General features: G+C 53.4%; 17 protein-coding genes. 7 read left to right on the plus strand and 10 right to left on the minus strand.

The annotated features are described in order from the left end of the window. Positions 1-766 precede the first annotated feature (766 nt). On the minus strand, positions 767-2,617 hold the full coding sequence (locus tag ACYVGS_RS18015; protein ID WP_460590077.1) for a hypothetical protein: 1,851 nt from the start codon (positions 2,615-2,617) through the stop codon (positions 767-769). A gap of 737 nt (positions 2,618-3,354) precedes the next feature. Between ACYVGS_RS18015 and ACYVGS_RS18020 the strand changes: the two genes are divergently transcribed. Continuing rightward, a complete protein-coding gene (locus ACYVGS_RS18020; protein ID WP_460590078.1) occupies positions 3,355-3,966 on the plus strand; it encodes a site-specific integrase in 612 nt (203 codons plus the stop codon). Between the two features lie 96 nt (positions 3,967-4,062). Here ACYVGS_RS18020 and ACYVGS_RS18025 read toward each other — a convergent pair whose 3' ends face one another. From ACYVGS_RS18025 to ACYVGS_RS18050, 6 genes are all read right to left on the minus strand, one after another. Continuing rightward, a complete protein-coding gene (locus ACYVGS_RS18025; protein WP_460590079.1) occupies positions 4,063-5,562 on the minus strand; it encodes a vWA domain-containing protein in 1,500 nt (499 codons plus the stop codon). Positions 5,563-5,571: 9 nt separating this feature from the next. Beyond that, entirely contained in the window at positions 5,572-6,717 is a 1,146-nt protein-coding gene (locus ACYVGS_RS18030) for a prepilin-type N-terminal cleavage/methylation domain-containing protein (protein WP_460590080.1), read from the minus strand. A 47-nt stretch (positions 6,718-6,764) separates the two neighbouring features. Further along, positions 6,765-9,980, minus strand: a complete 3,216-nt coding sequence (locus ACYVGS_RS18035) for an Lcl domain-containing protein (RefSeq protein ID WP_460590081.1) — start codon at positions 9,978-9,980, stop codon at positions 6,765-6,767. Beyond that, a complete protein-coding gene (locus ACYVGS_RS18040; RefSeq protein WP_460590082.1) occupies positions 9,973-10,284 on the minus strand; it encodes a hypothetical protein in 312 nt (103 codons plus the stop codon). Before ACYVGS_RS18040 ends, ACYVGS_RS18035 begins: the two co-directional genes overlap by 8 nt. 311 nt (positions 10,285-10,595) lie before the next feature. Beyond that, a complete protein-coding gene (locus ACYVGS_RS18045) occupies positions 10,596-12,260 on the minus strand; it encodes a relaxase family protein (protein WP_460590083.1) in 1,665 nt (554 codons plus the stop codon). Next, complete coding sequence (locus ACYVGS_RS18050) at positions 12,257-12,601, minus strand: hypothetical protein (protein WP_460590084.1); 345 nt, start codon at positions 12,599-12,601, stop codon at positions 12,257-12,259. Before ACYVGS_RS18050 ends, ACYVGS_RS18045 begins: the two co-directional genes overlap by 4 nt. An 861-nt stretch (positions 12,602-13,462) precedes the next feature. Here ACYVGS_RS18050 and ACYVGS_RS18055 point away from each other — a divergent pair. From ACYVGS_RS18055 to ACYVGS_RS18065, 3 genes are read left to right on the plus strand one after another with little or no spacing between them, the layout of a single operon-like run. Beyond that, the gene (locus ACYVGS_RS18055; protein ID WP_460590085.1) at positions 13,463-13,660 is read left to right on the plus strand and encodes a hypothetical protein; all 198 of its coding nucleotides are present in this window, start codon (positions 13,463-13,465) and stop codon (positions 13,658-13,660) included. A gap of 30 nt (positions 13,661-13,690) precedes the next feature. Beyond that, positions 13,691-13,921, plus strand: coding sequence for a hypothetical protein (locus ACYVGS_RS18060; RefSeq protein ID WP_460590086.1), 231 nt, complete (start codon positions 13,691-13,693; stop codon positions 13,919-13,921). Positions 13,922-13,947: 26 nt separating this feature from the next. Continuing rightward, a complete protein-coding gene (locus tag ACYVGS_RS18065) occupies positions 13,948-15,483 on the plus strand; it encodes a type IV secretory system conjugative DNA transfer family protein (protein WP_460590087.1) in 1,536 nt (511 codons plus the stop codon). Positions 15,484-15,988: 505 nt separating this feature from the next. Here the strand turns inward: ACYVGS_RS18065 and ACYVGS_RS18070 are convergent. Both ACYVGS_RS18070 and ACYVGS_RS18075 read right to left on the minus strand, forming a co-directional pair. Continuing rightward, a complete protein-coding gene (locus ACYVGS_RS18070; protein WP_460590088.1) occupies positions 15,989-16,483 on the minus strand; it encodes an ankyrin repeat domain-containing protein in 495 nt (164 codons plus the stop codon). Beyond that, the gene (locus ACYVGS_RS18075; RefSeq protein ID WP_460590089.1) at positions 16,473-17,393 is read right to left on the minus strand and encodes a hypothetical protein; all 921 of its coding nucleotides are present in this window, start codon (positions 17,391-17,393) and stop codon (positions 16,473-16,475) included. Before ACYVGS_RS18075 ends, ACYVGS_RS18070 begins: the two co-directional genes overlap by 11 nt. A 273-nt stretch (positions 17,394-17,666) precedes the next feature. Between ACYVGS_RS18075 and ACYVGS_RS18080 the strand changes: the two genes are divergently transcribed. The 3 genes from ACYVGS_RS18080 to ACYVGS_RS18090 are packed head-to-tail and all read left to right on the plus strand — an operon-like array spanning position 17,667 to position 19,358. Further along, positions 17,667-18,359 (plus strand): hypothetical protein, encoded by a 693-nt coding sequence (locus ACYVGS_RS18080; RefSeq protein ID WP_460590090.1) that lies wholly within the window; start codon positions 17,667-17,669, stop codon positions 18,357-18,359. A 12-nt stretch (positions 18,360-18,371) separates the two neighbouring features. Further along, positions 18,372-18,851 (plus strand): J domain-containing protein, encoded by a 480-nt coding sequence (locus ACYVGS_RS18085; protein ID WP_460590091.1) that lies wholly within the window; start codon positions 18,372-18,374, stop codon positions 18,849-18,851. Positions 18,852-18,911: 60 nt separating this feature from the next. Beyond that, a complete protein-coding gene (locus tag ACYVGS_RS18090; RefSeq protein ID WP_460590092.1) occupies positions 18,912-19,358 on the plus strand; it encodes a hypothetical protein in 447 nt (148 codons plus the stop codon). 46 nt (positions 19,359-19,404) lie between these two features. Here the strand turns inward: ACYVGS_RS18090 and ACYVGS_RS18095 are convergent, their stop codons facing one another. Next, positions 19,405-19,638, minus strand: coding sequence for a hypothetical protein (locus ACYVGS_RS18095; protein WP_460590093.1), 234 nt, complete (start codon positions 19,636-19,638; stop codon positions 19,405-19,407). Positions 19,639-20,761 lie beyond the last annotated feature (1,123 nt).

Here is a 20,761-nt window from a genome sequence, read left to right on the forward strand (position 1 = left end):
ACCTGATTGCCAGCCCTGCGGGCTCGATCCTGAAATCCACATGAAATGACGAAGAACCATTTTATTTGTCTTCAACATTGATTTTTCCTCCAAATTACCTATCTGAAACCAGTCTTTTTTGAGGGGCATATTTTCTCCAATATACCCATGCGGTCACACCAAAGCCAAACATGAAACACAGAATAGGGCGAATCATCTTTGATACCGATTCCGCAGATCCACTCAAAAAGACCATGTATAATATCGCACCGGCTAACGCGCCGACTATGACATCAATAATTGGTCGCTTCGATACTATCGAGCCGACCTTATAAGAAATAATCAACCAAATCAGTGCGACAGGTGTAGAGAATATTGATATTAGAAGAAACGTAAATATGCCGCTCAACACTTCATTGCTTATAGACATTGATTCAGGAGAATTGCTCGTTATGACGAGAGGTATCGTAGTAAACAACGCCGAAGTAATAACAAAAAACAAAAATTTCCAAATACCTTTTTTCATAACGTTTCCATTGGCGTGTACTTTCAATATCAGTTATGGTGCCATGACTGACAGCCGAGGAAAGAGGCCCCGCCCCGAGATATTGTCAAGTCGGCTGTTCACGGGCTGTCGGTAGCAAGTCGAACTATACGGTTTTATAGCTCGTGCATTTCCGCCTTTAAGAAAGATACCTTACCGCCGACATAATAGGCTAACCGCTGCTGCTCGCATCAAAATTCGGAGTTGTCTGTCTAATGTTGCTTTGACGCCAGTTAGTACCAGCTATATCGCCGGAATCGACGAATCATTTTTTCTTTGCTTTTTCTGTATCCTGGTTCTGTATGCTTCTGCGTATTCACTCAGATCAAGGAGGCCGATTGTCAATTGCTTCCAACCCACTTGGGGACTATCTCGAATCTCTGCAACTACCGTTGGGCCGCATCTTGCCCATTTATCACTATCGTAAGGCTCACCGCTGCTCTGTGTCTTGCCACTGTTCACACGGATCATTGGGGGGCTGGTTCGTATTCCTCGTCTCTCATCGATTGAAATTTCACTTCCATCGATTCTTTGAATATAGCGAAAAAGCCCACCAAACACATCCACCCGACAGCTTCCATTTCTGTATGCTGTCTTTCTATCATCTATATTCTTGAATGCAAAATGTGTGCGATCAATATGTCCAAAATCGGCTGTCCAGATTAGATGATGGCCGTCATAAGCCGGACTTCCATATTTATCTAAAAGTTGGGCAGTAACCTCTTCGTCTGATACGGAATCTGGAAATAAGACCATTCGCGCAATTCCATAGATCCTCTGCGATTGATCTTTATACACAAACAACGTTACCTGCTCTTTTCCATCAGCACGAATGTACCCTAGGTACTCGCTAAAGGGGTCGAACAGAAAACTCTTTCGACCCATTCTGTTTGCCGACGTATTCTTGACCTGCCATTTAACTTCCATATTGTTTTGGATAACGCTCTCTGCCTCATCAATATTCATGCCCAGATGAAGGCCAGTAATGTCCGCAGCAGCTAGGAGATCTCGCTGGTTATCCAAGAATTTCTTCAATGCCCGATCACCCGCCTTTGCTTCAGCTGCGGCCCTATCCAGCTCGGCCAGCTTCTTTTCCTCTTCCAGCATTTGGGCAGCTTTCTGCTTTTCCCAGCTGTCTTCGGCTAACGGTAAATCGGAAGCAGAATATCGGCGAAGTAGTCGCTGGCCAGGGCCGTGGACTTCGACACTTTTAACCTTTGCCTTTACGATCCAGTTACGATCCACTAGAACCACATCGGAAATCGCCAGATGATAGATCGTTCTGATTTCAGCTTCGCCGTATTTCTCTAATTTTTTACGGCACTCTTCTGCCTTTGCCTCAGCCTCATCACGGGGCATATCAGCAATGTAGGCTATGCCTACAGGATTACAATCGGGCTTTCTCCACAGCGCCTCCGCTGTCTCGGCATCCATCTCAATTGCAGGAATAATCGGCTTACGATCTAAAGCCAGATGGCCCCTCACCCCCCTTATGGTTTCAAGGCGTTGGATAGTTTCTGGGAGAGCAGAAGGGAGACTACCGTGCAGCTGGGGAATACCTGACATCAGTATTTCATAACTGCCAAGTGGCGGGTATTTTAGCTTCTCGTTTTCAGAAATAAAGGACATCTTATCTACGGCTCCTATCTTCCCCGTACCGCCAGCATGCTGTTCTTCGTACTGGAGCTTCCCGTCCTTATACATTCTGTAATCCAAGCGACTGATTTCTTCCAGATAGAGTTCATCGGGCAACGAGCTGGCATATTCCATCAGCTTTTCCCTGTATTCGGGCGCGACCTTTCTGCCGGTAAACTTCGTGGGGCGTTCCGCCACCTGATCTTTCCGAAACATATAGACATGATCGTCTTTCGAGTATTCATTGGCGCGCCAGTCCTTCCCAATCTGCTGGCCCGCGAGGCTAAGTACCTGTTTTTCTGGAATAGTGTCCGGGTGGTATTTGAGCAGCAATAGCCCTTTGGGGATGGCAGAGGTATCGGACAGCTCTTCTACGAGATCTGCTTTGACTGGCAAACCAGCCACCAGTAGCAGGGAGCCAACCGATGTAATAACGCTCGTCTTGAGTTTTTTTATCATCACTCAGTCCTCATCGCTTTATGAATTTTTGCTAATTTTTAAGGGTGTTAAAATGTGTCTATCGATGATAGCGACCGACAGCGTGCCGACACTTCTGACTCATCAGTTTAGACAAAACTGCGGATTTTCAACAAAAACGCTGTCGCAACGGTAGCGGCACCAAACGCCTGCTGCCACTGCTGATTAGCGAAGCCTAGAGGCTTTTTCTTGAAATACCTTTCCAGGCAAATGCCAGGATCGGTGTAAGCGCGAGCATCACGAACAACGAAACGTACGAATTCTCAAAATCAAAGACTGCGAAAGCAACTATACCGCTGACAACGAGGGCTATTAAGTAAGCCCCCCAGGTGACCCCAACACTCTGGTTTAACCAGCCTTGGGGATGACCACATTTGGGACATGTTTTTGCCTGTGGGCTCAGCGGTTCTGAACAATGTAAGCATGTTGCTTCGTTATTCATCATTAACACTTCTCACAATTGAATAGCTCAAAAATCAGCCGGGCTTGGCCGCCGCCGGCCAGGGCCACCTCAGATGCTCCAGATTTCATTTACAAACCCTCATAACCAACTTATCCTTATTTCTTGATGTCATATTCCATTCCGCTATATACGGGGGCGTATTTACCCTGATTCGATATAAGAACAGGGCGGAAAAACTCTTTTAAATCAGGTATAAAGTAGGGAGCGCCAACTTCTAAGGAAAAGTTGGCCCTCTGCGGAAAGGCGCAGAAATCCAATGCCCAGGGCTAAGGGCCGCAATCCCAATCACCCGAAGAAGGGCTCGGCGATCAAGGTCGAGCCGATCCGTGATCCGGCCGCGATTGCCGCCATCAAGGCCATGCTGGCGGACAGGCCGCGTGATCTGTGCCTGTTCACCCTCGGGATCAATACGGCATTTCGTGCCAACGAGCTGCTGTCCCTGACCGTCGGCCAGGTGCAACACCTGGAAATCGGCGACCTGCTGGAGCTGAAACAGCGAAAAACCGGAAAGTATCGGGCCACGCCCCTGAACCGGCCCGCGTATCAAGCTGTTCAGAATTGGCTGGCGGTCTATCCAGACCACAGCAGCGCCAAGCGCCCTCTCTTCCTCTCCGCATCCGGTGACGCCCTCACCGTCTCGACAGTGAGCCGCATGGTCAAGAACTGGGCCAGGGAAGCGGGCCTGTCCGGCAACTACGGCAGCCACTCACTCAGAAAAACCTGGGGCTATCACCAGCGGATCAAAATGCGGACACCGATACCGATCCTGATGGAGGCCTTCGGCCACCAGAGCCAAAGAGAAACGCTGGATTACCTGGGAATTCAGCCGGATGAGGTCAGGGATATATATCTGAGGCTGGAGTTATGAACTGTCCTGAATAACATCAAGAAGAAGCACCCTTGGCTACGCAAGACAATCAGCGCTCACCAATCCTTGACAGGCAAGCTGCATCCAATAACACCCTCAACGCCACCAACCGCCGTTGCTCCCGCAACCAGGAAGATCTTTCGGAGGCTCAGGCGGAACAAAATCCGTACAAATTCCGGACAGTGTGTTTAGAGCAGAGAGGAGAAGCTCACTTTGCCGCGCAAGAAAATATTTTCCACCGGTAATCTCGGCGACCCGTGCGAGACTCGGATTGCCTTTCACATCGATAATGTGGACTTGTAAGTTAGGATACGTTGACGCTATTCTGTGCGCTGCATTGATTGGATTAATCCCCATATTGCTCAAACCATCTGAAATAACCAGCACAGCGTTAGGTCGCTCATCTGTTCCGTTACCAAGCCTGTCTGCTAACGCACCGATGTGAGCGCCCAAAGGCGTTGAGCCACTTGGGCACATACGCTGGATCCGCGGCTCCAGGCGATCTGGGTCATCAATACTGATATTACGTAAGCTACTTCTTATGCGTGATTCTATCGCCTGATTTGTGATGAAGCCGGTTAATTCTGTCTCCTGTGACGGCTCTCCACTTTCCACCATTTCCTTTTGTTGTTTGATGCGGGCTGGCACAACACGACGCAGCGCCCACCGAGCAATATCTATTCTTGTACAGAAAGGCTTCATCTCCGGGGGACAGTTGGTCGTCTCACCGCTACCCATACTACCCGACGTATCGACAAGATAAGCAATATCGCCAGGCATAGGAAATGTTTCGGCATCAAGTCCCGCACCATCACCGGTAACCGCTTCTGCAATCCGTTCTGTACAAGTCGTCGGCAGGGAAACCGTCTGATAAGTCAAGCGGTGGGTAAAACTGGCGACCTCATCCCCATAGCTTCGTGAGACCGTATTAGCAAAGGTCGCATCGAACTCGCAGTTTTCGCCGGCTGGGGTGCCTACCGCGCACGGCTCTACCAGGTTGCCGTAACGATTATAGGCCCCGCGCGGGTCAGGCCCCTGGCTCAGCAATAGATGAACAAGATTCCCGTCGCTTGAGCTTGCGCTGTTCTCATCTCCATCAACAACCGTAATCGCTCCCATATCTTTATCGAACGGAGCTTCTTCGGTGGCATAGAGTTCAGTAACAGCATAAACATAACGATGCCCCCATGGATCCAGGGCATCTTCATCAGCAATATTCATTGACCGCGTGGGCAATGCGCCAATGCGTACCATGCGGCCGCCACGACCATCGGCACGAAACGTGCCTGGATGATCGCTTGCTGTGCAATCGTCACTGACCTCGCGCCCAAAGGTACCGGTATCGGGCTGCGCATCCAGAGGCGCAGGGCACGGATAACGACCGTGTTCTGCCATGAAAGAACGAAGCGCATGTTCGTTATCAGTCATCTCGCGCAAAATTTCTGTCTGACGCTTCTTCTCCTTCCATACATGATGAAGATGTAATCCCACCGGCATCATAAAGCCGACAGCAAGGATCATCATTGCTGTCGCAATCAGCGAATACCCGGCAACATCGCCAAGCCCAAGTCCATTTTTATCTGCATTGGTTCCCATCAAGCCCTCCTACGTTTTCTCACAGTAGAGCTTGGCGATATACGGTGACCGGTTCTCGGTTGGCTGCGGCCCCGTACCGGTGTCATAAGCAAACAAAAAGGATCCGCCGCTGGAGGGATAACGATTGGTTCCGTATGTATCGACAGCAAGACCAAGCTCCGCAAAAGTCGGCCTCCAGGTTGCGAAGCCGCCAGTATCACCAGATTCATAAGCTGTGTTAAAGCTCCATCCATCACGCCCCGGCGGGTCATAACTTTCGTCATATTCGCCGGAACCGATGATCGTGCGCCCCCCGGCCTCTGTGTACGGAACCCAGCCGGGCGGACAGGCAGACAGATTAAATGCCATCAGCGCGCCGGCAGGAACGCCCGCACCAAACACCGAATTCGCCCGCACCGAAACCAGATCATCATAATGCGCTGCCGAATCAGCGCTGGAAGTGAGCGTGGTTTTTCGAAAGACATCGGTGTCATCACAATTCGCGCCATCAAGGGCAGACGTATCGCACGCCTCCCCCTGCACGCCCCAGATCGTGTATGCACCGAGGCCATCATCGCCATGGCTTATCACGACATAGTGCGCGCCGCCTTCGGGCGTGACGACGGAGTTATCGGCGCTGTCCACCACAGAGATCGCGCCAAGTTCTCGATCAAAAGCATTCGGCGTGGCCAGGACTTCCGTAACGGCATAGCTAAACCGATTTCCCCAGGAATCGGCGGCATAATCATCCGGCAGGTTAATTGTTCTTGTCGGTACAACACCAATGCGGATCTTCTGCCCATCGCGCCCCGTGACACGTTCGGTGCCGGGTTTGTCACCATCGCTACAGTTACTCGTGACCTCGCGTCCGAAGTCTTCGGTATCGACGGAAGCCTTCCGCGATGCCGCACAGGGCAAACGCCCATTCATACTCAAGAATTGCTGCAAGCCATCTTCTATGGCCTGAAGGCGGTGCTGTGTTGTTTTTAACTCCGCATTGCGAACATAAGTCATCAAGGCGGAAGATATGGCGCTCAAAATAATACCACCAATCAAAATCACTAACACCACTTCGATTAGTGTAAAACCAGACTGAGGGAAGCCACCTTTACCGAGAGGATCATCGTCCTTGATTGTAAGAAAATGCGACCTTATAGCTAATAAAAAGCTCCTCATTATTGCCCTTTCTCAAACGCATTTATGAATTTTCTTAAGCAAGTCATTCATCGCCTGACACAACGAACTAGGTTGTAGGCCGAGTTCTTGTTGATGTACCCCTGGTAGCCATCGCTAAATCCCTGAATCCGCACAAAATTCACACTTTGTTCCGAAGAAGACCAGTAGTACCACCCACTCGATTCGTTAAACGTACTGTTCAAAGCACCTGTATTCTTGTTTGTATAGAGTACGTTCAGCTCATCCTGCGCCGGTAGATACCAGTCATCATGGCCATGCGCCGAGAGACCGTCGCAATATTCGGCGGCCGCGAACGGATAATCCGGCTCGCCCGTCGCGCCGACCAAAAAGGCCGTGTTGGCCTCGCCGGTCTGACAGGTCGCCGCCGTACCGGGTGATGTGTCCGTACAGTTTGTCATTGACATATCTGTGTAATTGGTCGTGCCATCATTCCAAGTGTAGGTGCTGGGCGCGTCCGTGGCCGTCGTGTACATTTTTACGTCACCATCCGGCGTCAGCCCCGCATAGATCGACCCGTCATCACATGTGTCGCCGATATTCGGACAATTGGTTGGTGGCGTTGTATTGCCCCCCGTAAAAGTCCCCGTGACACCCAAAATATTGACACCATCCGCAATGTTCTGCGGTTTGAATTCTGCATCATATCTGGATCGGTTCTGCGGCAGTACACAAGTATCGAGATTATCATTCGTACAATCAAAGTACTCGGCGACCTTGTACGTCCCGGCAAGGTCGATTACCGTCAAGCTGTCGGAATTTCTGCCCACGACATAGGCGTAATCCCCCGCCACGGCGACATCGTACGCCCCATCAATATTGACGCTAGTGAAAGCGTCCACTTCAATTGGAGATGCCGGGTTTGATATATCGATCACGGTGAGACCATCAGAATCCCTGCTTGCAACGTAGGCGTAATCTCCTGCCACTGTGATGCTGCCCGCGCCATCAAGATTGGCGCCCGTGATGCTGGCCACTTCAACTGGGGCCGCCGGATTTGAAATATCTATTACCGTAACTTGATCAGAATTGTAGCTTGCTACATAAGCATATTCGCCTGCTACCGCAACATCGTAAGCGTTGTCAAGATTGACGCTGCTAACGCTGCCCACTTCGGTCGGGCTAAGAGGGTTTGAAACATCAATTACTACTAAGCTGTCGTCGGCCGCAACATAAACGTAATCACCTGCAGTATCTATGCCAAATGCCCCATTAAGAGTGCCGCTAAGTATGCCGCCGACTATCGACGGATTGGCAGGATCGGATATATCTATTACCTGCACTGAGTTATCAGAACCCATGAAGCCAGAGAGTGTCACATAAGCGTAATCTCCTGATATTGACACGCCGCGCGGCTGAGTAAAAAGGCTTGCGAATCCCACCTCCACCGGACTCGCCGGATTTGAAATATCAATTACAGTAAGCCTATCAGACCCATATCCCGTAACATAAGCGTAATCGCCCGCCACATCTACCATCCAGGCGCTACCTAGATAGGCACTGGCGAGGCTGATCACAGTGACTGGGGCCGCCGGATTTGAAATATCGATTACAGTAAGCTTTTCTGAATTGTAGCTCGCAACATAAGCATAATCACCAGCCACCGCAACATCAGACGCGCCGTCAAGATTGACGCTGCTGACGCTACCCATCTGCGAAAGACTTGGGCTATAAGTCCCTGACACGCCGAGAATATTCACGCCATCGGCGATATTTTCTGGTTTAAATTGGGTATCGTATTTGGATCGGTTCTGCGGCAGGACACAAATATCGAGATTGTCATCAGTACAGTCAAAATACTCCGCCACCTTATATGTTCCGGCAAGGTCGATAATCGATAAAGTATTGCCGGGATTTTTGCTAACGACAAATGCATAACCGCCGGCGACTTCAACGTCCCAGAGGTCATCTATTTCGGAACTAGTTAGGGCATCAATTTGAATCGGGTTTGTGGGATCAGATATGTCAATAACAACGAACCGATCATTATAATCGGCTGATAAATAAGCATAATTCCCAGCCACGTCCACACCATATGGCCGAAAGTCAGTGTTGGTTAAGGATCCGGCTTTTACGGGGTTGGCGGGGTTTGAGATGTCAATTATAGTCAAGCTTCTTCCCTGAAAACTTGCGATATAAGCGTAATCACCAACCACCTCAACATCCCATGCGCCCTCTAGATCACCGGAGCTGAAAACGCCCACCTGTGTCGGGTTTGTAGGGTCAGAAACATCGATGACGGTAAGAGAGTCAGCTGACGCGGATGCTACATAAGCGTAGTTCCCCGCCACCGCAACGCCACGAGCAGCATCCATGTCAGTGCTGCTAACCGCCCCCATTTGCGTGGGACTTTCAGGGTCGGAAACATCTATCACAGTGATGCCATCAGCCATAAAGCTAGCGATATAGGCATAGTCACCAGATAGCGCCAACCCATCTGCACCATCCAAATCAGCGCCACTTATAGAACCAACCTCAGATGGGCTTGCTGGATTTGTAATATCAATTATGACCAGCTCGTCTTGCTGACTTTTCGTGACATATGCATAATTTCCAGCGACAGCGACTCCCTTCGCATAATCGGCAACATAAGGCTGCGTATCCAGTGAACCAACTTGCGATGGATTAGTCTTATCGGTGAGATCGATTATTGTAAGAGTAGCATTCTCACTCGCAATATAAGCATAATCTCCAGCAACAGTGACACTGTCAGGGTTAGTCAGGTCTTGATTGCTTATAGCACCTGCCACCGAAATTTTTGGCGTATATGTCCCCGTCACTCCAAGGATATTCACGCCATCGGCGATGTTATCAGCTATAAATTCCGGGTCATCGTTCGACCGGGTAGCTTGTAGATAGCACTCCCCGGTGTCATCGTCCTGGCACCGGGGCTGCTTAAAATTTACCCAGCTCGCCCCGTCGCAATATTCCCATGGCGGGTCGCCGGTGCTGAGGAAGCGAATACGCCCCTCTTTGGTGCCGTCACACCCTCCCGCATCATAATCAACCTGAAATAGGGAATTTCCGGTTGCGGTATCCCATTCATTGATTGCGTTCCATGTAGCACCGTCACAAACGAGCATATATCCGGTACCCGGATTTTCCGGGCCAGCCGCGTGTCGCATGAGATGAGCTTCACCGGGATTACATGGATCGCCGGGCTGAGTTTCCTGTGCCAGCGCCGGGAGCGTGATAAACAGAACCAAAAGAAACGCTTGGGCGCCAAATGGTAACAGCTTACTCATCCGTATCATTTGCACCCCCCTGCGCTATATGAACCGGCGTTCCGTCCATAAGAACGCCGTTGTAGCTCAGATCGCCAAAGACATGCATGCCTTGTGAACCGAGAATGGCTACCTCTTTGCCCCCGGCGTAAAAACGAACTACATTATTCGCGCTATCGACTTCGACGGCTGTGATTCCGTCACCGGCCTTAGCGGAGAGCAGGCCTGTCAGGACACCGCCGGCAAATGAAACCAGGATAAAAATGATTAGATAGAGATATGTCTTCCTTGACCTTGCTGCCACAGCTTCCTCCTTTGCTTCCAAAAGAAAACCACCCTTTGGAGGTGGCCGGAGGTTAGAAAACTGCTATGTGAACAGCCGCAATGGCCTTTAACCAGTAAGGTCTGGACATACGCCATTGCCCCCCGGCCATAATGGCCAAGGAGCAATTTTCGGCTTGCTTTGCCGCACATAGCAGGGTTTCTAAGCCCCGATGCCGTCATACAAAAACGGCATTCTTAATCAATAACACATAAATCGTTATCTTTTAGTAAAAAAATGGGTTTGAAATTTGGGCAAGCAAAGCCGCTCATGGAAAGATTATCGCCTGCGCCTACCTACGATCCGATGTCGTTTTAACGCCCTCGGTCGTGTTCGTTGTCGCGTCCGCGCCGCTTGCTGCCATAGCGGCGGATTTTGTTTTCAAAGGCGGGCCTCGGGCCATCCGATGCCCCCCGCCCCTCGCTGCCTTTCTCACCTTCGGCGGCGCGCGTAAAGTCTCCTTCGAGATCCACCTGCTTACGACGGGTAGTGCCCTCAACACCGCGCCCAAACGCGGCTTCAAGTTCCTCGGCCTTACGCTGCCGGTCGGCAAAGGGCGAGATGTGCCGGTTCTTCGCCTTATGCGGAACGGCCCGGCGACCGGGAGGGCGAAGATCCAGAGCCAGGGATGGCATCTGTTTTCCGCCGCCGCGTGCCTGTACCCGGATATCCTGTTTCAGCGAAGTCTCAAGGGACTTGCGCTCTTTACGTTCGATCTTATCCAGCGCTCGTAACTTCCGGCCCATATCGAGACTTCGGGCCTCCTGAAGGCGCTGCAACTCTTCCCGCTCAGTGCGCTGCTCATCACGCAGCCGGTTCCGCGCCGCAAGATATGCTTCGAGCCGTCTTTTGTCCTGGTACTTGTGGAGCTTACGCCGCACAAGTTCGATTCCTGTCACGCGCCCTAAAAAGGCGGCAAGACCGGCCGGGCGGTTTTCGTGCCGGCGCTCGCGAATCGCCTTCATTTCCGCATGGAATTGGCGCCGCAGGGTTTGGCGTTCGCGGCGATGTTTCAGGGCGAGATCGAGCCGCTCCTTATGCTGCCTCTGACGCAAAGCGGCTGCCTCTCGTTCAGTCTCGTCGCGGCGGGCTTTCTGGTGCCGTTTGAGCTGATCAAGCCTCGCCCCTGCCTGTTCATTCTTCAGATCCTTTTCCAGCGATTTGCGATGCTCGTAAGTCAGTTTTTTGGCTTCATCCACGGACGGCAGTTCGCCGGGCGGATACTCTTTTTCAAGGAACGCGCGGATATCGGTCGTTCGTATGGTTTTGTCCTTGATCAGGCGCGGCAGGGCATGCTGCCCGCCGTAAAAATCCACCAGCACATAAGGGCGGCGGCCGGTGGCCAGGATGTAACCTTTCTCGGCCAGCCCGTTGACAAAGGATCGGGCGTTATCGGAGCGGCTCCAGATGTCGGTCACCTGCTCCATGTGATCGGCTTTCGACAGGCCGGTTTCCCGCTCGGCGGCTTTATCGTAAAGACTCATCTGGCCGGAGCGCTCATCGTCGCCCTCATTGTAATAGCCGGCGGGCAGTTCAAGGTTATGATCGCGGGCAAACTCCCGCGTGACCATCATCAGCTTGTCCTTGTCGAACGGCATGTGAACGGCCTTCTCCCGGGCCGCATCAATTCGTGACCAGACTACGTGGGCATGCTCCCGCCCTTCCTTGATGTGAAACACGACGGCGCGGGGCTGGCCGGACAGCCCCAGACGTTCTTCTGCGCGGTCGATGTAATCCATATATTGGTCACGGGTGAGCTGGCCCTGCCGGTCGTCGGGATTGACCGAGAGGCTGTAGAGGTATTTCTGGCACTTGGTGAGGGTGCGGGCCTGCAATTCCCACTCGGCAAATGCGCCCTCCAGATCCTGCGCTACGGAGCCGCGTAGGTCGGCCACCTCCAGATACTCATTGTCCTGGGTATTCTGGAGGTGAGCAGCCAGATCCTGGCCTAATCCGCGCTGTGAGCCAAACGGGATCATGGCTTTCGTCTCAGGCTCGTAAAGATCGCGGCACGGATGTCTTCCAGGCACTGCACTGCCCGCTCAATTTCCTGGCTGTTCTCTTTTTCCCCGGGAGCCTCGATATCCTGGAACAGTTGCCGGATCGCGGCGGCTTCTGTGAGCAGCTTTGCCAGCATTTTTTCTTCGATGGCAGGCCGGCGGGCGGCGCGGCCCGGTTCCGTCCCAAACACCGCCCTGGTGATAAAGCCGCTGATGGTGAGGCCGGAGCGCTCCACGCGGGCATGGAAGTCATCCCGCAACGCCGCCGGCGGGCGGTATGATATCGGTGCTTCTCGCTTCTTTCCCTTCTTCGTCTCCATGTGCATAACGTTAATGCCACGCCGTCCCTCATAACCGCGCATCAATCGCGCGGACAGGCGCTGTCTAAATACAGGCAATTACCGCCCCGCCGTCACCGGGGTTGCAAGGGGGATTATCCCCCTGCCCGATGGGCTTCCAAAGGGAGAGCGGAATCTCCTTTTGGCCCTGGGGTTCAGGGGGCAGCGGCGCGCTCCCTGGTCGAGGGTTGCAAGGGGAGCGAAATCCCTTTGCCGGATGGGGTTCTCAGGGGAGCGCCGAAACCTCCCTTGAGGCCGCGATGAAACGGCGGCATGTCCGTTTCCGCAGCGTCCTTTTTCCACCGGCAAAAAGGGCCTGCGCCAATCCGTTAGCGGAAAACGGCCAAAAGCCGTTTGTGCGCTTAGGGATTCCCAGGGGGGTACGCGGGGGATAGGCAATCCCCCCGCAAGGTGGGCGCGGCTGGAGACCACGAAGTGGTACTACCGCGCACACCTTGTACTCAACCTGAACGCTTTTCTGCCTTTATATTGTCCAGATTAGCATTGGTTGCATTAACAATATGTAAACAAGAGATAGTTGCGGCCTCTATGAGATATCCAGACCGACATTAGTGACGCCATTTATAGCGGCATTTTCGCCAGGAACTCAACGGCTTTTTTCGCCAGCTTTGACGGCCAATTTTTTCCTTATCTACCCAGGCATTTCCGCATCATTTTTCAAGCCTTCTCGGGTACGGCTTCCCATGTCTTGTCACCGCCCTAATTCACGCCCCGATTTGCGCGCGGCCTCTGCGCGGTTTGGCAGTCTCATCCACCCCTAAGATTTCTTCCAACGGCGGCCGTAACATCCGCCACAGAAAGCGGGAAACAGGAGCGTGGATCATGAAACAAGAAATCAATTTTCACCAGGCAATCAGGAATGGCGCTCGTGCGGTGTTAGAGGAAACAGAAACCTCATTCGGGTCAGTTTTCATTCTGGCAGAACGCCATCTGGCAACCGCACAGTTTCTTGAAAACGAGCGGGCTGTCACCTACTGGCAGGCCGTGGTGCGGTACTGCCGCCATAACGGCATCTCGTGATGCCACCCCTTAAGTCAGGAGAAGACAAACATGTTTGAGCAGAATTTGAAGGTGCTGAGTGACACCGAGCTTAACGATATGAAAGCAGCAATCGAGGCCGAACTTGAGGCGCGCGATAAGCAGCGCAAAAAGGAGGCCGCCGCCGAGATCCGAAAAATTGCCGTCCAGGCCGGCCTTGCGGTGAATGTCACCAGCAAGACCGGCAAAGCCCGGGGCCGCCCCCGCCGCAGAGGCGACGGCCGGCCCGGCGGTAGTGATTGACCCCCTACTTCGACAGGAGTATTGCCATGACTGACTATCAGGAGAAATTCACCAAAGACATACCGCGCGGCGTCGCCACGCGGTATCTGGCGCAGCAAAGCGTGCCGCAGGCCCGCTGGCAGAATATCGATGATATTCGCGCCAGCCGGGCGCTGCATTTCGATCCGCAAGAATCCGGTGCCAAGATCCTGATGGGCGCGGTCGAAGATCGCCTCATCGGGATCGAGGATAACCGGCACGTTTTGACCGTGGCTGGTTCCCGCGCGGGCAAGTCTGTCACATTGATCGGTAATCTGTTCTTTTACCAGGGGAGCGTGCTGGCTACCGACCCCAAGGGAGAACTTGCAAATACAACTGCGAAAGCCCGCGCGGCGCAGGGACAGAAAGTCTATATTCTGGATCCTTTCGAGTATGTATCCGACGATCTCGCCGGCTTCAGAGCGTCCTACAATCCCATGTCGGTTCTAACGATCGACAGCCCGACGATCATTGAGGATGCCAATCTCATCGCCGACGCCATAGTTGCCATGCCGCAAGGCGGCAACAAAGATCCGCACTGGGACGAAAGCGCCCGCGATTTTATCGAGGGACTGATCCTGCATGTCGCCACCGCGCCCGAACACGAAAAAGAACGTCATATCGTCAAGGTGCGGGAATTGATCCAGGCCATCATGATGGACGACCCGGACGTCACGGAAGATGACGATCTCCTGATGCTGGAGCGGGCCATGCTGGAAAATGCTGTGCGGCTGCAAAACTGCACCGAGACAGAGGATATCGGCCACGCGATTGAGGGCTCTGCACGAAGTTTTTATGAGAAAGCCGACCGTGAGCGTGACAGCGTGCTGTCAACGATACGGCGGCACACGAAATTTCTCGACTATACCGCGCTTCGCAATGTCCTCAAGAGCAATGATTTCAGCTTGAGAGACCTTAAAGAGGATCCGAATGGGATCACGATTTATTTATGCTTTCCTGCCACGCGGATCGAGATGGCCGGTCGCTGGCTTCGCATCTTCATAAACCAGCTGCTCGACGCGATGGAGCGCAGCCGGCGAGGCAGCGCCCTACCCGTTCTGGCATGCCTGGATGAATTCCCGGTACTGGGCTATATGCGACAGCTTGAGAACGCCGCCGGCCAGATCGCGTCGTTCGGAGTCAAGCTGTGGGTGGTATTGCAGGACTGGAACCAGGGCAAGGCGCTGTATGGTGAGCGGTGGGAAACCTTCGCGGGGAACGCCGGTATTCTGCAATTCTTCGGCAATAACGACCTTGCCACGGCGGAATATGTCAGCAAACGGCTGGGCCGGACGCGTGTCGCAGTGTCCCGGGCCGGCGAAGTCAGCCCCGAACAGGCCGCCCACGGACTGTCGGGCCGGACATCATCGGTAGAACTTCACGACCTTCTGACCGCAGACGAAGTCATGCGGATATTCGCCAGAAATGATAAGCTGAAACGCCAGCTTGTCATTTGGGCGGGGTATCATCCGATGATATTGCAGCGGGTGGAATACTTCGATCCCGATGGGCCGCTGCGGCCCTATATTAAGGAGCTGGAATAGGACGCCTGGTCACGCGGATTCCTTCGCGATCTCCCTGCTTCCGCTCCTTGATACCTAACAAATGTGCCAACGCCGGGTCATTACCATATAGATTTGCAAGTTCTGACGGGAGACGGCCTTTGAAATCGCGCAGCAAGTGATCACACTTGCCCGTCTCAAGCAGCAGCCTTGCGGTCATTCTCGCGCCCGTAGCGGCGGCAGCGTGTAGGGCAGTGAATTTTGTTCCTCGCTCCTGGTAATTGACCGGCATTCCCTCTTCAAGATAAATCTTGAACGTACTCGGTATTCCGCGACTGGCCGCCTTTATGAAATTGCGTCCCAGATATGAATATTTGTAGTGGTTCTCGTAATCCGGCTTTGATAATACGCCATTTATTTTTTTCGAAGGTCGGCGTGATATTTCTGTAGTTTGTCAGACTCATCCATGAGGCTAACCCCTTTCCTCAGTTACGTTTCAAAATCACATTTTACGTAACCCAGGCCGGCATTAAGTGCAAGAAAAAAGTCAACTGCCCTGAGGGTGATTAAGGGGACGCCTGGTTAACTGAATACCGAGCCGATCCGCCTGCTTTCGCTCCTTGATTCCGAGCAAACGAGCAAGGGCGGGATCACGACCATAAAGATTTGCCATCTCTGAAGGAAAGCGCCCACGTGCATCGCGGATCAGGAAGTTACATTCTCCAGAGGCAAGAAGCAATCTGACTGCTTTCCTTGCACCTGTTCGCGCCGCCGCATGTAGCGCCGTCTCGCCAGTCTGGGAGTCCTGGTAATTGACCGGGATTCCGGCATCGAGATAAACGGCAAGCGTACTAGGGACGCCGCGTGCTGCGGCACGTAAAAACTCCCGGCCAAGACGGGAAACCTTATGCTTTCTGTCATCACCCGACGCGGCCAGGATTTGACGAACGCGCTGCCCCAGCTGCTGGTGATAGTCTTCGAGTGTCGGTTTTTTGGTTGCGTCGGTTTCGGTCGATAATATCGTATCGTCATCACGCGCCATATTCTTCCGCCTCATGTTCACGCCGCATAAAGACCATCGTGCTTTTTACATGCTCCAGCATGACATCGGCATATTGTCCCGCGTCCAAATCGTCTGGATCATGCTCAAAGCCGAAATCCTTGCGGAGCAGATAGAGTACATCTTCGTCCGCATGGGAACGCTGCCAGACCCCGACATCACTTAGCGATATATAATAGTGATTGCGGCCGTTTCCCTCGTCCTTCATAAATATCAACAGATTGTCTTCCGGGGTCGGCACAGCCCAGCCCAAACTTCGCTGTAATGACGCTCTATCAGATTCAAATTTCATTCGCTCCAGAGCTTTCGCTACTCTTTCCCTGACCGGCTCGGTGTTCTTGACCTTGACCCGCTGGCGCTCTTCGACCTGAAGAATTTTTCCATCCATCGACGGCTTCAGAATCAGATCTACCCTTTCGGTGCGATCGAGCAAGCCAAAATCGACAAATGAGTACCGTCCCTCCAGATCAGAAACAGACACTGTCGAAACCAAATCCTGCCCTTGAACAAGAAACTCAGCGAGGCGCAATGCAGCCTGAGGGGACGGCATCTCGTCCCGTAGCTCATTTTCATCGAGTAAGGACAGTTCGGGGTGCGTGACAAACGCCGCCAGCGCCTCAAAGGGCTGGGGTATCGGAAACCTCAGCTCATGGTGCCGCGAGCGTTTATAGCCCTCTACAAACTGGCGCAACCGCTCACCGCCACGCTTTGCGTTCACGCCAATTTCTTTTCCGGTATAGACGGCGATTGCTTCTCGGACTTCAGGCCATGTCAGAGCGCCGCCGCCAGATCCATGCCCATATTGGCGAAAAGCGCGCAAGGCGTCGCGGACGCGGTCTCGCTGGAATTCGGTTGGCTTTTTCAGGCTGGAAATATCGAAACTTTCATTCACCTTCACACCTGGTGGTACTTTCCCGCGATATCAGTCGGTTATCGCCCATGCGGACAATCGGAATCACCACGACTTCGCTCACAGCCCCATAAACCTCATAAAACCGCAACGATGCGCGGCCCGCACGCGGTTATGGAGGCTACCCAGGCTTTATCGTAGAGCCGTCTTCGTAATTCTCAGGGGAGTTACTTTAAATCGGAGAATCCGTTATGGCAAATACGCCTGCGTCCAGCCAGTAAGCCGTGATGGAGAGCCTGTCAGGAGTCCGTAACAATGAATGACCAGACACGCCAGAACCACTACGTCTCCCCCTTCGCCGGGGAGCCTTACACCGAGAATCTCGTCGGGGTCAAAGGCTACCGGGTTCGCCCCTGTGAGCTATCGCCGGAAGGTATCAAGAGGGCCGAAGCGATCGGCACGATTCTGGCCATGGTCATCTGGGGCATAGCCATCTTCCTGCTCACCGGTATCAAGCCTGAGAGTGGCCTGGCCTGGTATGCCGGGCTGTTCGGCCCGGCTTTGGCTTACCCCCTGCTCATAAAGATGGCGCTGGCCGGACAGCGCCGTGAAGCCGTCTTCGACTTCACGGCAGACACCTTCAGTGTCTGGACAGGCCGGCAGTGGCTCCATTATGACCGTACGCTCAAACATCGTTTCGTCATGATGACCCATGACCGTGCCAGAGAAGAGGAAGAAGAACGGGAACTTCAGCGCGCCAGCGCCCAGAAACAGGGCCGGGCCGTCAACCCCAAACGGTACTACGCGGACTCGTATCACATCATTCTGCAATATATGGGCCAGCGTCACGACCTGATGACGGTGTATGACAAGAAACGCGCCAGCGCGGTTCTCGCCAGGTTGAAGGTCTGTGACGAAGTCATGGACAACGCGCTCAAGATGGGTGAAGGCGAAGCCATGACGCCCGGCGACCAGTGGGACAACCAGCCCGGCGATCTGCCGGATTAAGGAGGCCACCGTATGGCTGAGCTGCTCCTAATCTATCTGGCCTACGTTATGTCGGTATTCCTCGCGAGAGGAATCTACGAACTGATCCGGGATTACGGGCCGGAACTGATCATATTTCTTGCCCGGTGGGCAGTCAGAGGGGCCTCCGTGCTTATGAGGTCTCTCATAGCCCTGCTGGGCTGGCTGACCAGATTGGTTCGTATCCACCGCTCCATACCGGCTGCTCGGATGAAAGACTCAACGGACAAACATTCAAGGGAAGAAGAGACCAAAGGCCAGGATCACGAGGAAGTCACCAGCACGGAGAACGATATCTTCGTGGCGGCACGCGCGCTGCTCGGCGTCAGCGCCACCGCTGACGCGGCCGAGATCAAGCGGGCCTATCGCCGGGCGATCAGGGCTGCACATCCGGACATGGGCGGCAGTGTCGAAGCCGCACAGGCAGTCAACATTGCCTACGAGCTGATCACCTCTCAAAGGGCGTGCCGGTGATTCATGCAATCGTATGCCCCTTTTTATCCATCCAGCATCAACCACGAGGGAGATAAGCAAATGAGCGATAATCGAGTGATCAGGCCCCTGAGCGGCCATGAGCTGTTCATCGAACATGCGGCATGCGCCCAGACAGGTAATCTGTATCTTGTCGTCTGGGCTCGCAAGGTCGGTAACAAGCGATTCAGCGTCTATGAAATCATCAAAGACAACAGCGCGATAATTCAGGGCTGGAAAACCGAAATTGCCGGCAACCCCAAAGTCAAGGTCTATGACCTCAGCCAGCTTGATTACCGGGGTCTGGATTGCCCCTGGTGCAATACCGCAGGTAATCTGATTTACTGCCAGTGCGGCGTCAAATCCTGCCGTGGCGGCGTCTATCGTAAGGAAGGCCAGGACTATTGCGCCGTAGGACATTGCGGCTGTGATGCGAAGCTCAGGAATCGCCGCAAGCGCAGCTTTGGCGACAGCTTGTGCGCGGATACGGACTCAATGGCGGAAGAATAAGTAAAAGCGGCGGCGCGCTCTGCGCCGCCGCCGGGAATTGGTAGCATCAAACCATCGTGTCTGGCTCTGCGTCCATGTAGTGTTCAGAATCGGTATCCTGCCGCTCTCTGGGCGGAAGCAGAACCAGCTCGCCGTTGACCGGCAGCGTATCCAGTTTGATCTGGAAGCCGCCCTTGCGGTTCGGCCAGGCCGCTCCGATCCGTGACCAATAGGCCTTTTTACCGCTTTCGGTGACGTGATAGGCGATCAGTGCCGGTGTATTTTCAGTTGCTGTGTTCATATCTATCTCCTTTCGGTTTGGGTTAATGTGCGAACACATCCCCGCAGAGACCGGCGACCGGCTGGACGGCGCAAGGGCTCGCCAGCGAATGGAGCGGCCCGCAGGCGCAGCCGAGGACACGGGAGCTTCAGGCGTGCCTGCAAGGTCTGCCTTGCACCGGACAGCCAGCCGGTTACAAAAGGGATGTAAAAGTTCGCCCGTTCACCCACCCGAAGAGGAGATTTGAGCGCGGAATGGCAACGGCCCCGGCCTTTTCGCAGGAGACACTGCCGTAGAACAAGAGCATAACTCCGGATTCAGCCTCCAGACTGGCTTTCTTCGGCGACTTCGCAGTCAATCGCCGGCCTGTCCCGGTCTTAGTGAGCTGACTCCGAGCCTTCTGCCTTGCGCAGAACGCCGATGTTCATCGCATGGAGACATCAGGTCGGAGCGGTGCGGGCGTCCGCGCCTGAAGCAATCGATACTTTTACCAGCACTCATTAACCTTTTAAAAATCCCAGCGATTTACAATTAGAGAGGAACGGATTATTCATAGATAAATGAAGAACGGGAACAATAAATACATAGCGCCGATTATTACCGGGCTCTTAGTTTTAACGGCGACGGGAATCCTTTATGCAGGATGGGGCGGCGACCAAGGCCCTGTCCTCGACGACTCAGGCAAGCAGATTCAAGATCAGCCACACCTGCAAGAGATCGAACCAGAAACCTTTACATGCCGTGACACGGAAACCGACAAAGACGTTGTCAAACCTAACACGGGGCCCGACACCTGCGGATCGATGAAACGTGTATATATCGACTTCCCGCCCGCCCAACGCATAACCGGGCATCCCGATCCAATACCAATGAGGGGGAAGTAAGATACTGAAGTTATACCGATATATCAAACTTCTGGCACTTACCGTCGCGTTCGTCGCTGCGGCAGGCCTACCCGCCTTGGCCGATTGCACCAATCCTCCGGGCACCGAAGGTGGAAACCCGCTATATAAAAGTGATACCGGCCAGTTTATGTATTGCGACGGCACAAACTGGATCGCGATGAACGGGCCAATATCAAATGTCCCGACTGGTTGCCCGAATATCGGGGATACTTGCGAGGACGGTTCGATCTATGCCGGCC

The organism is Haliea atlantica, assembly GCF_054779855.1.

What these genes read in the sequence shown, in the direction of transcription:
- ACYVGS_RS18015 (WP_460590077.1), bottom strand. Translation starts at nt 2,617, where the DNA reads ATGATAAAAAAACTCAAGACGAGCGTTATTACATCGGTTGGCTCCCTG.
- ACYVGS_RS18020 (WP_460590078.1), top strand. Translation starts at nt 3,355, where the DNA reads ATGCCCAGGGCTAAGGGCCGCAATCCCAATCACCCGAAGAAGGGCTCG.
- ACYVGS_RS18025 (WP_460590079.1), bottom strand. Translation starts at nt 5,562, where the DNA reads ATGGGAACCAATGCAGATAAAAATGGACTTGGGCTTGGCGATGTTGCC.
- ACYVGS_RS18030 (WP_460590080.1), bottom strand. Translation starts at nt 6,717, where the DNA reads ATGAGGAGCTTTTTATTAGCTATAAGGTCGCATTTTCTTACAATCAAG.
- ACYVGS_RS18035 (WP_460590081.1), bottom strand. Translation starts at nt 9,980, where the DNA reads ATGAGTAAGCTGTTACCATTTGGCGCCCAAGCGTTTCTTTTGGTTCTG.
- ACYVGS_RS18045 (WP_460590083.1), bottom strand. Translation starts at nt 12,260, where the DNA reads ATGATCCCGTTTGGCTCACAGCGCGGATTAGGCCAGGATCTGGCTGCT.
- ACYVGS_RS18050 (WP_460590084.1), bottom strand. Translation starts at nt 12,601, where the DNA reads ATGGAGACGAAGAAGGGAAAGAAGCGAGAAGCACCGATATCATACCGC.
- ACYVGS_RS18055 (WP_460590085.1), top strand. Translation starts at nt 13,463, where the DNA reads ATGAAACAAGAAATCAATTTTCACCAGGCAATCAGGAATGGCGCTCGT.
- ACYVGS_RS18060 (WP_460590086.1), top strand. Translation starts at nt 13,691, where the DNA reads ATGTTTGAGCAGAATTTGAAGGTGCTGAGTGACACCGAGCTTAACGAT.
- ACYVGS_RS18065 (WP_460590087.1), top strand. Translation starts at nt 13,948, where the DNA reads ATGACTGACTATCAGGAGAAATTCACCAAAGACATACCGCGCGGCGTC.
- ACYVGS_RS18070 (WP_460590088.1), bottom strand. Translation starts at nt 16,483, where the DNA reads ATGGCGCGTGATGACGATACGATATTATCGACCGAAACCGACGCAACC.
- ACYVGS_RS18080 (WP_460590090.1), top strand. Translation starts at nt 17,667, where the DNA reads ATGAATGACCAGACACGCCAGAACCACTACGTCTCCCCCTTCGCCGGG.
- ACYVGS_RS18085 (WP_460590091.1), top strand. Translation starts at nt 18,372, where the DNA reads ATGGCTGAGCTGCTCCTAATCTATCTGGCCTACGTTATGTCGGTATTC.
- ACYVGS_RS18090 (WP_460590092.1), top strand. Translation starts at nt 18,912, where the DNA reads ATGAGCGATAATCGAGTGATCAGGCCCCTGAGCGGCCATGAGCTGTTC.
- ACYVGS_RS18095 (WP_460590093.1), bottom strand. Translation starts at nt 19,638, where the DNA reads ATGAACACAGCAACTGAAAATACACCGGCACTGATCGCCTATCACGTC.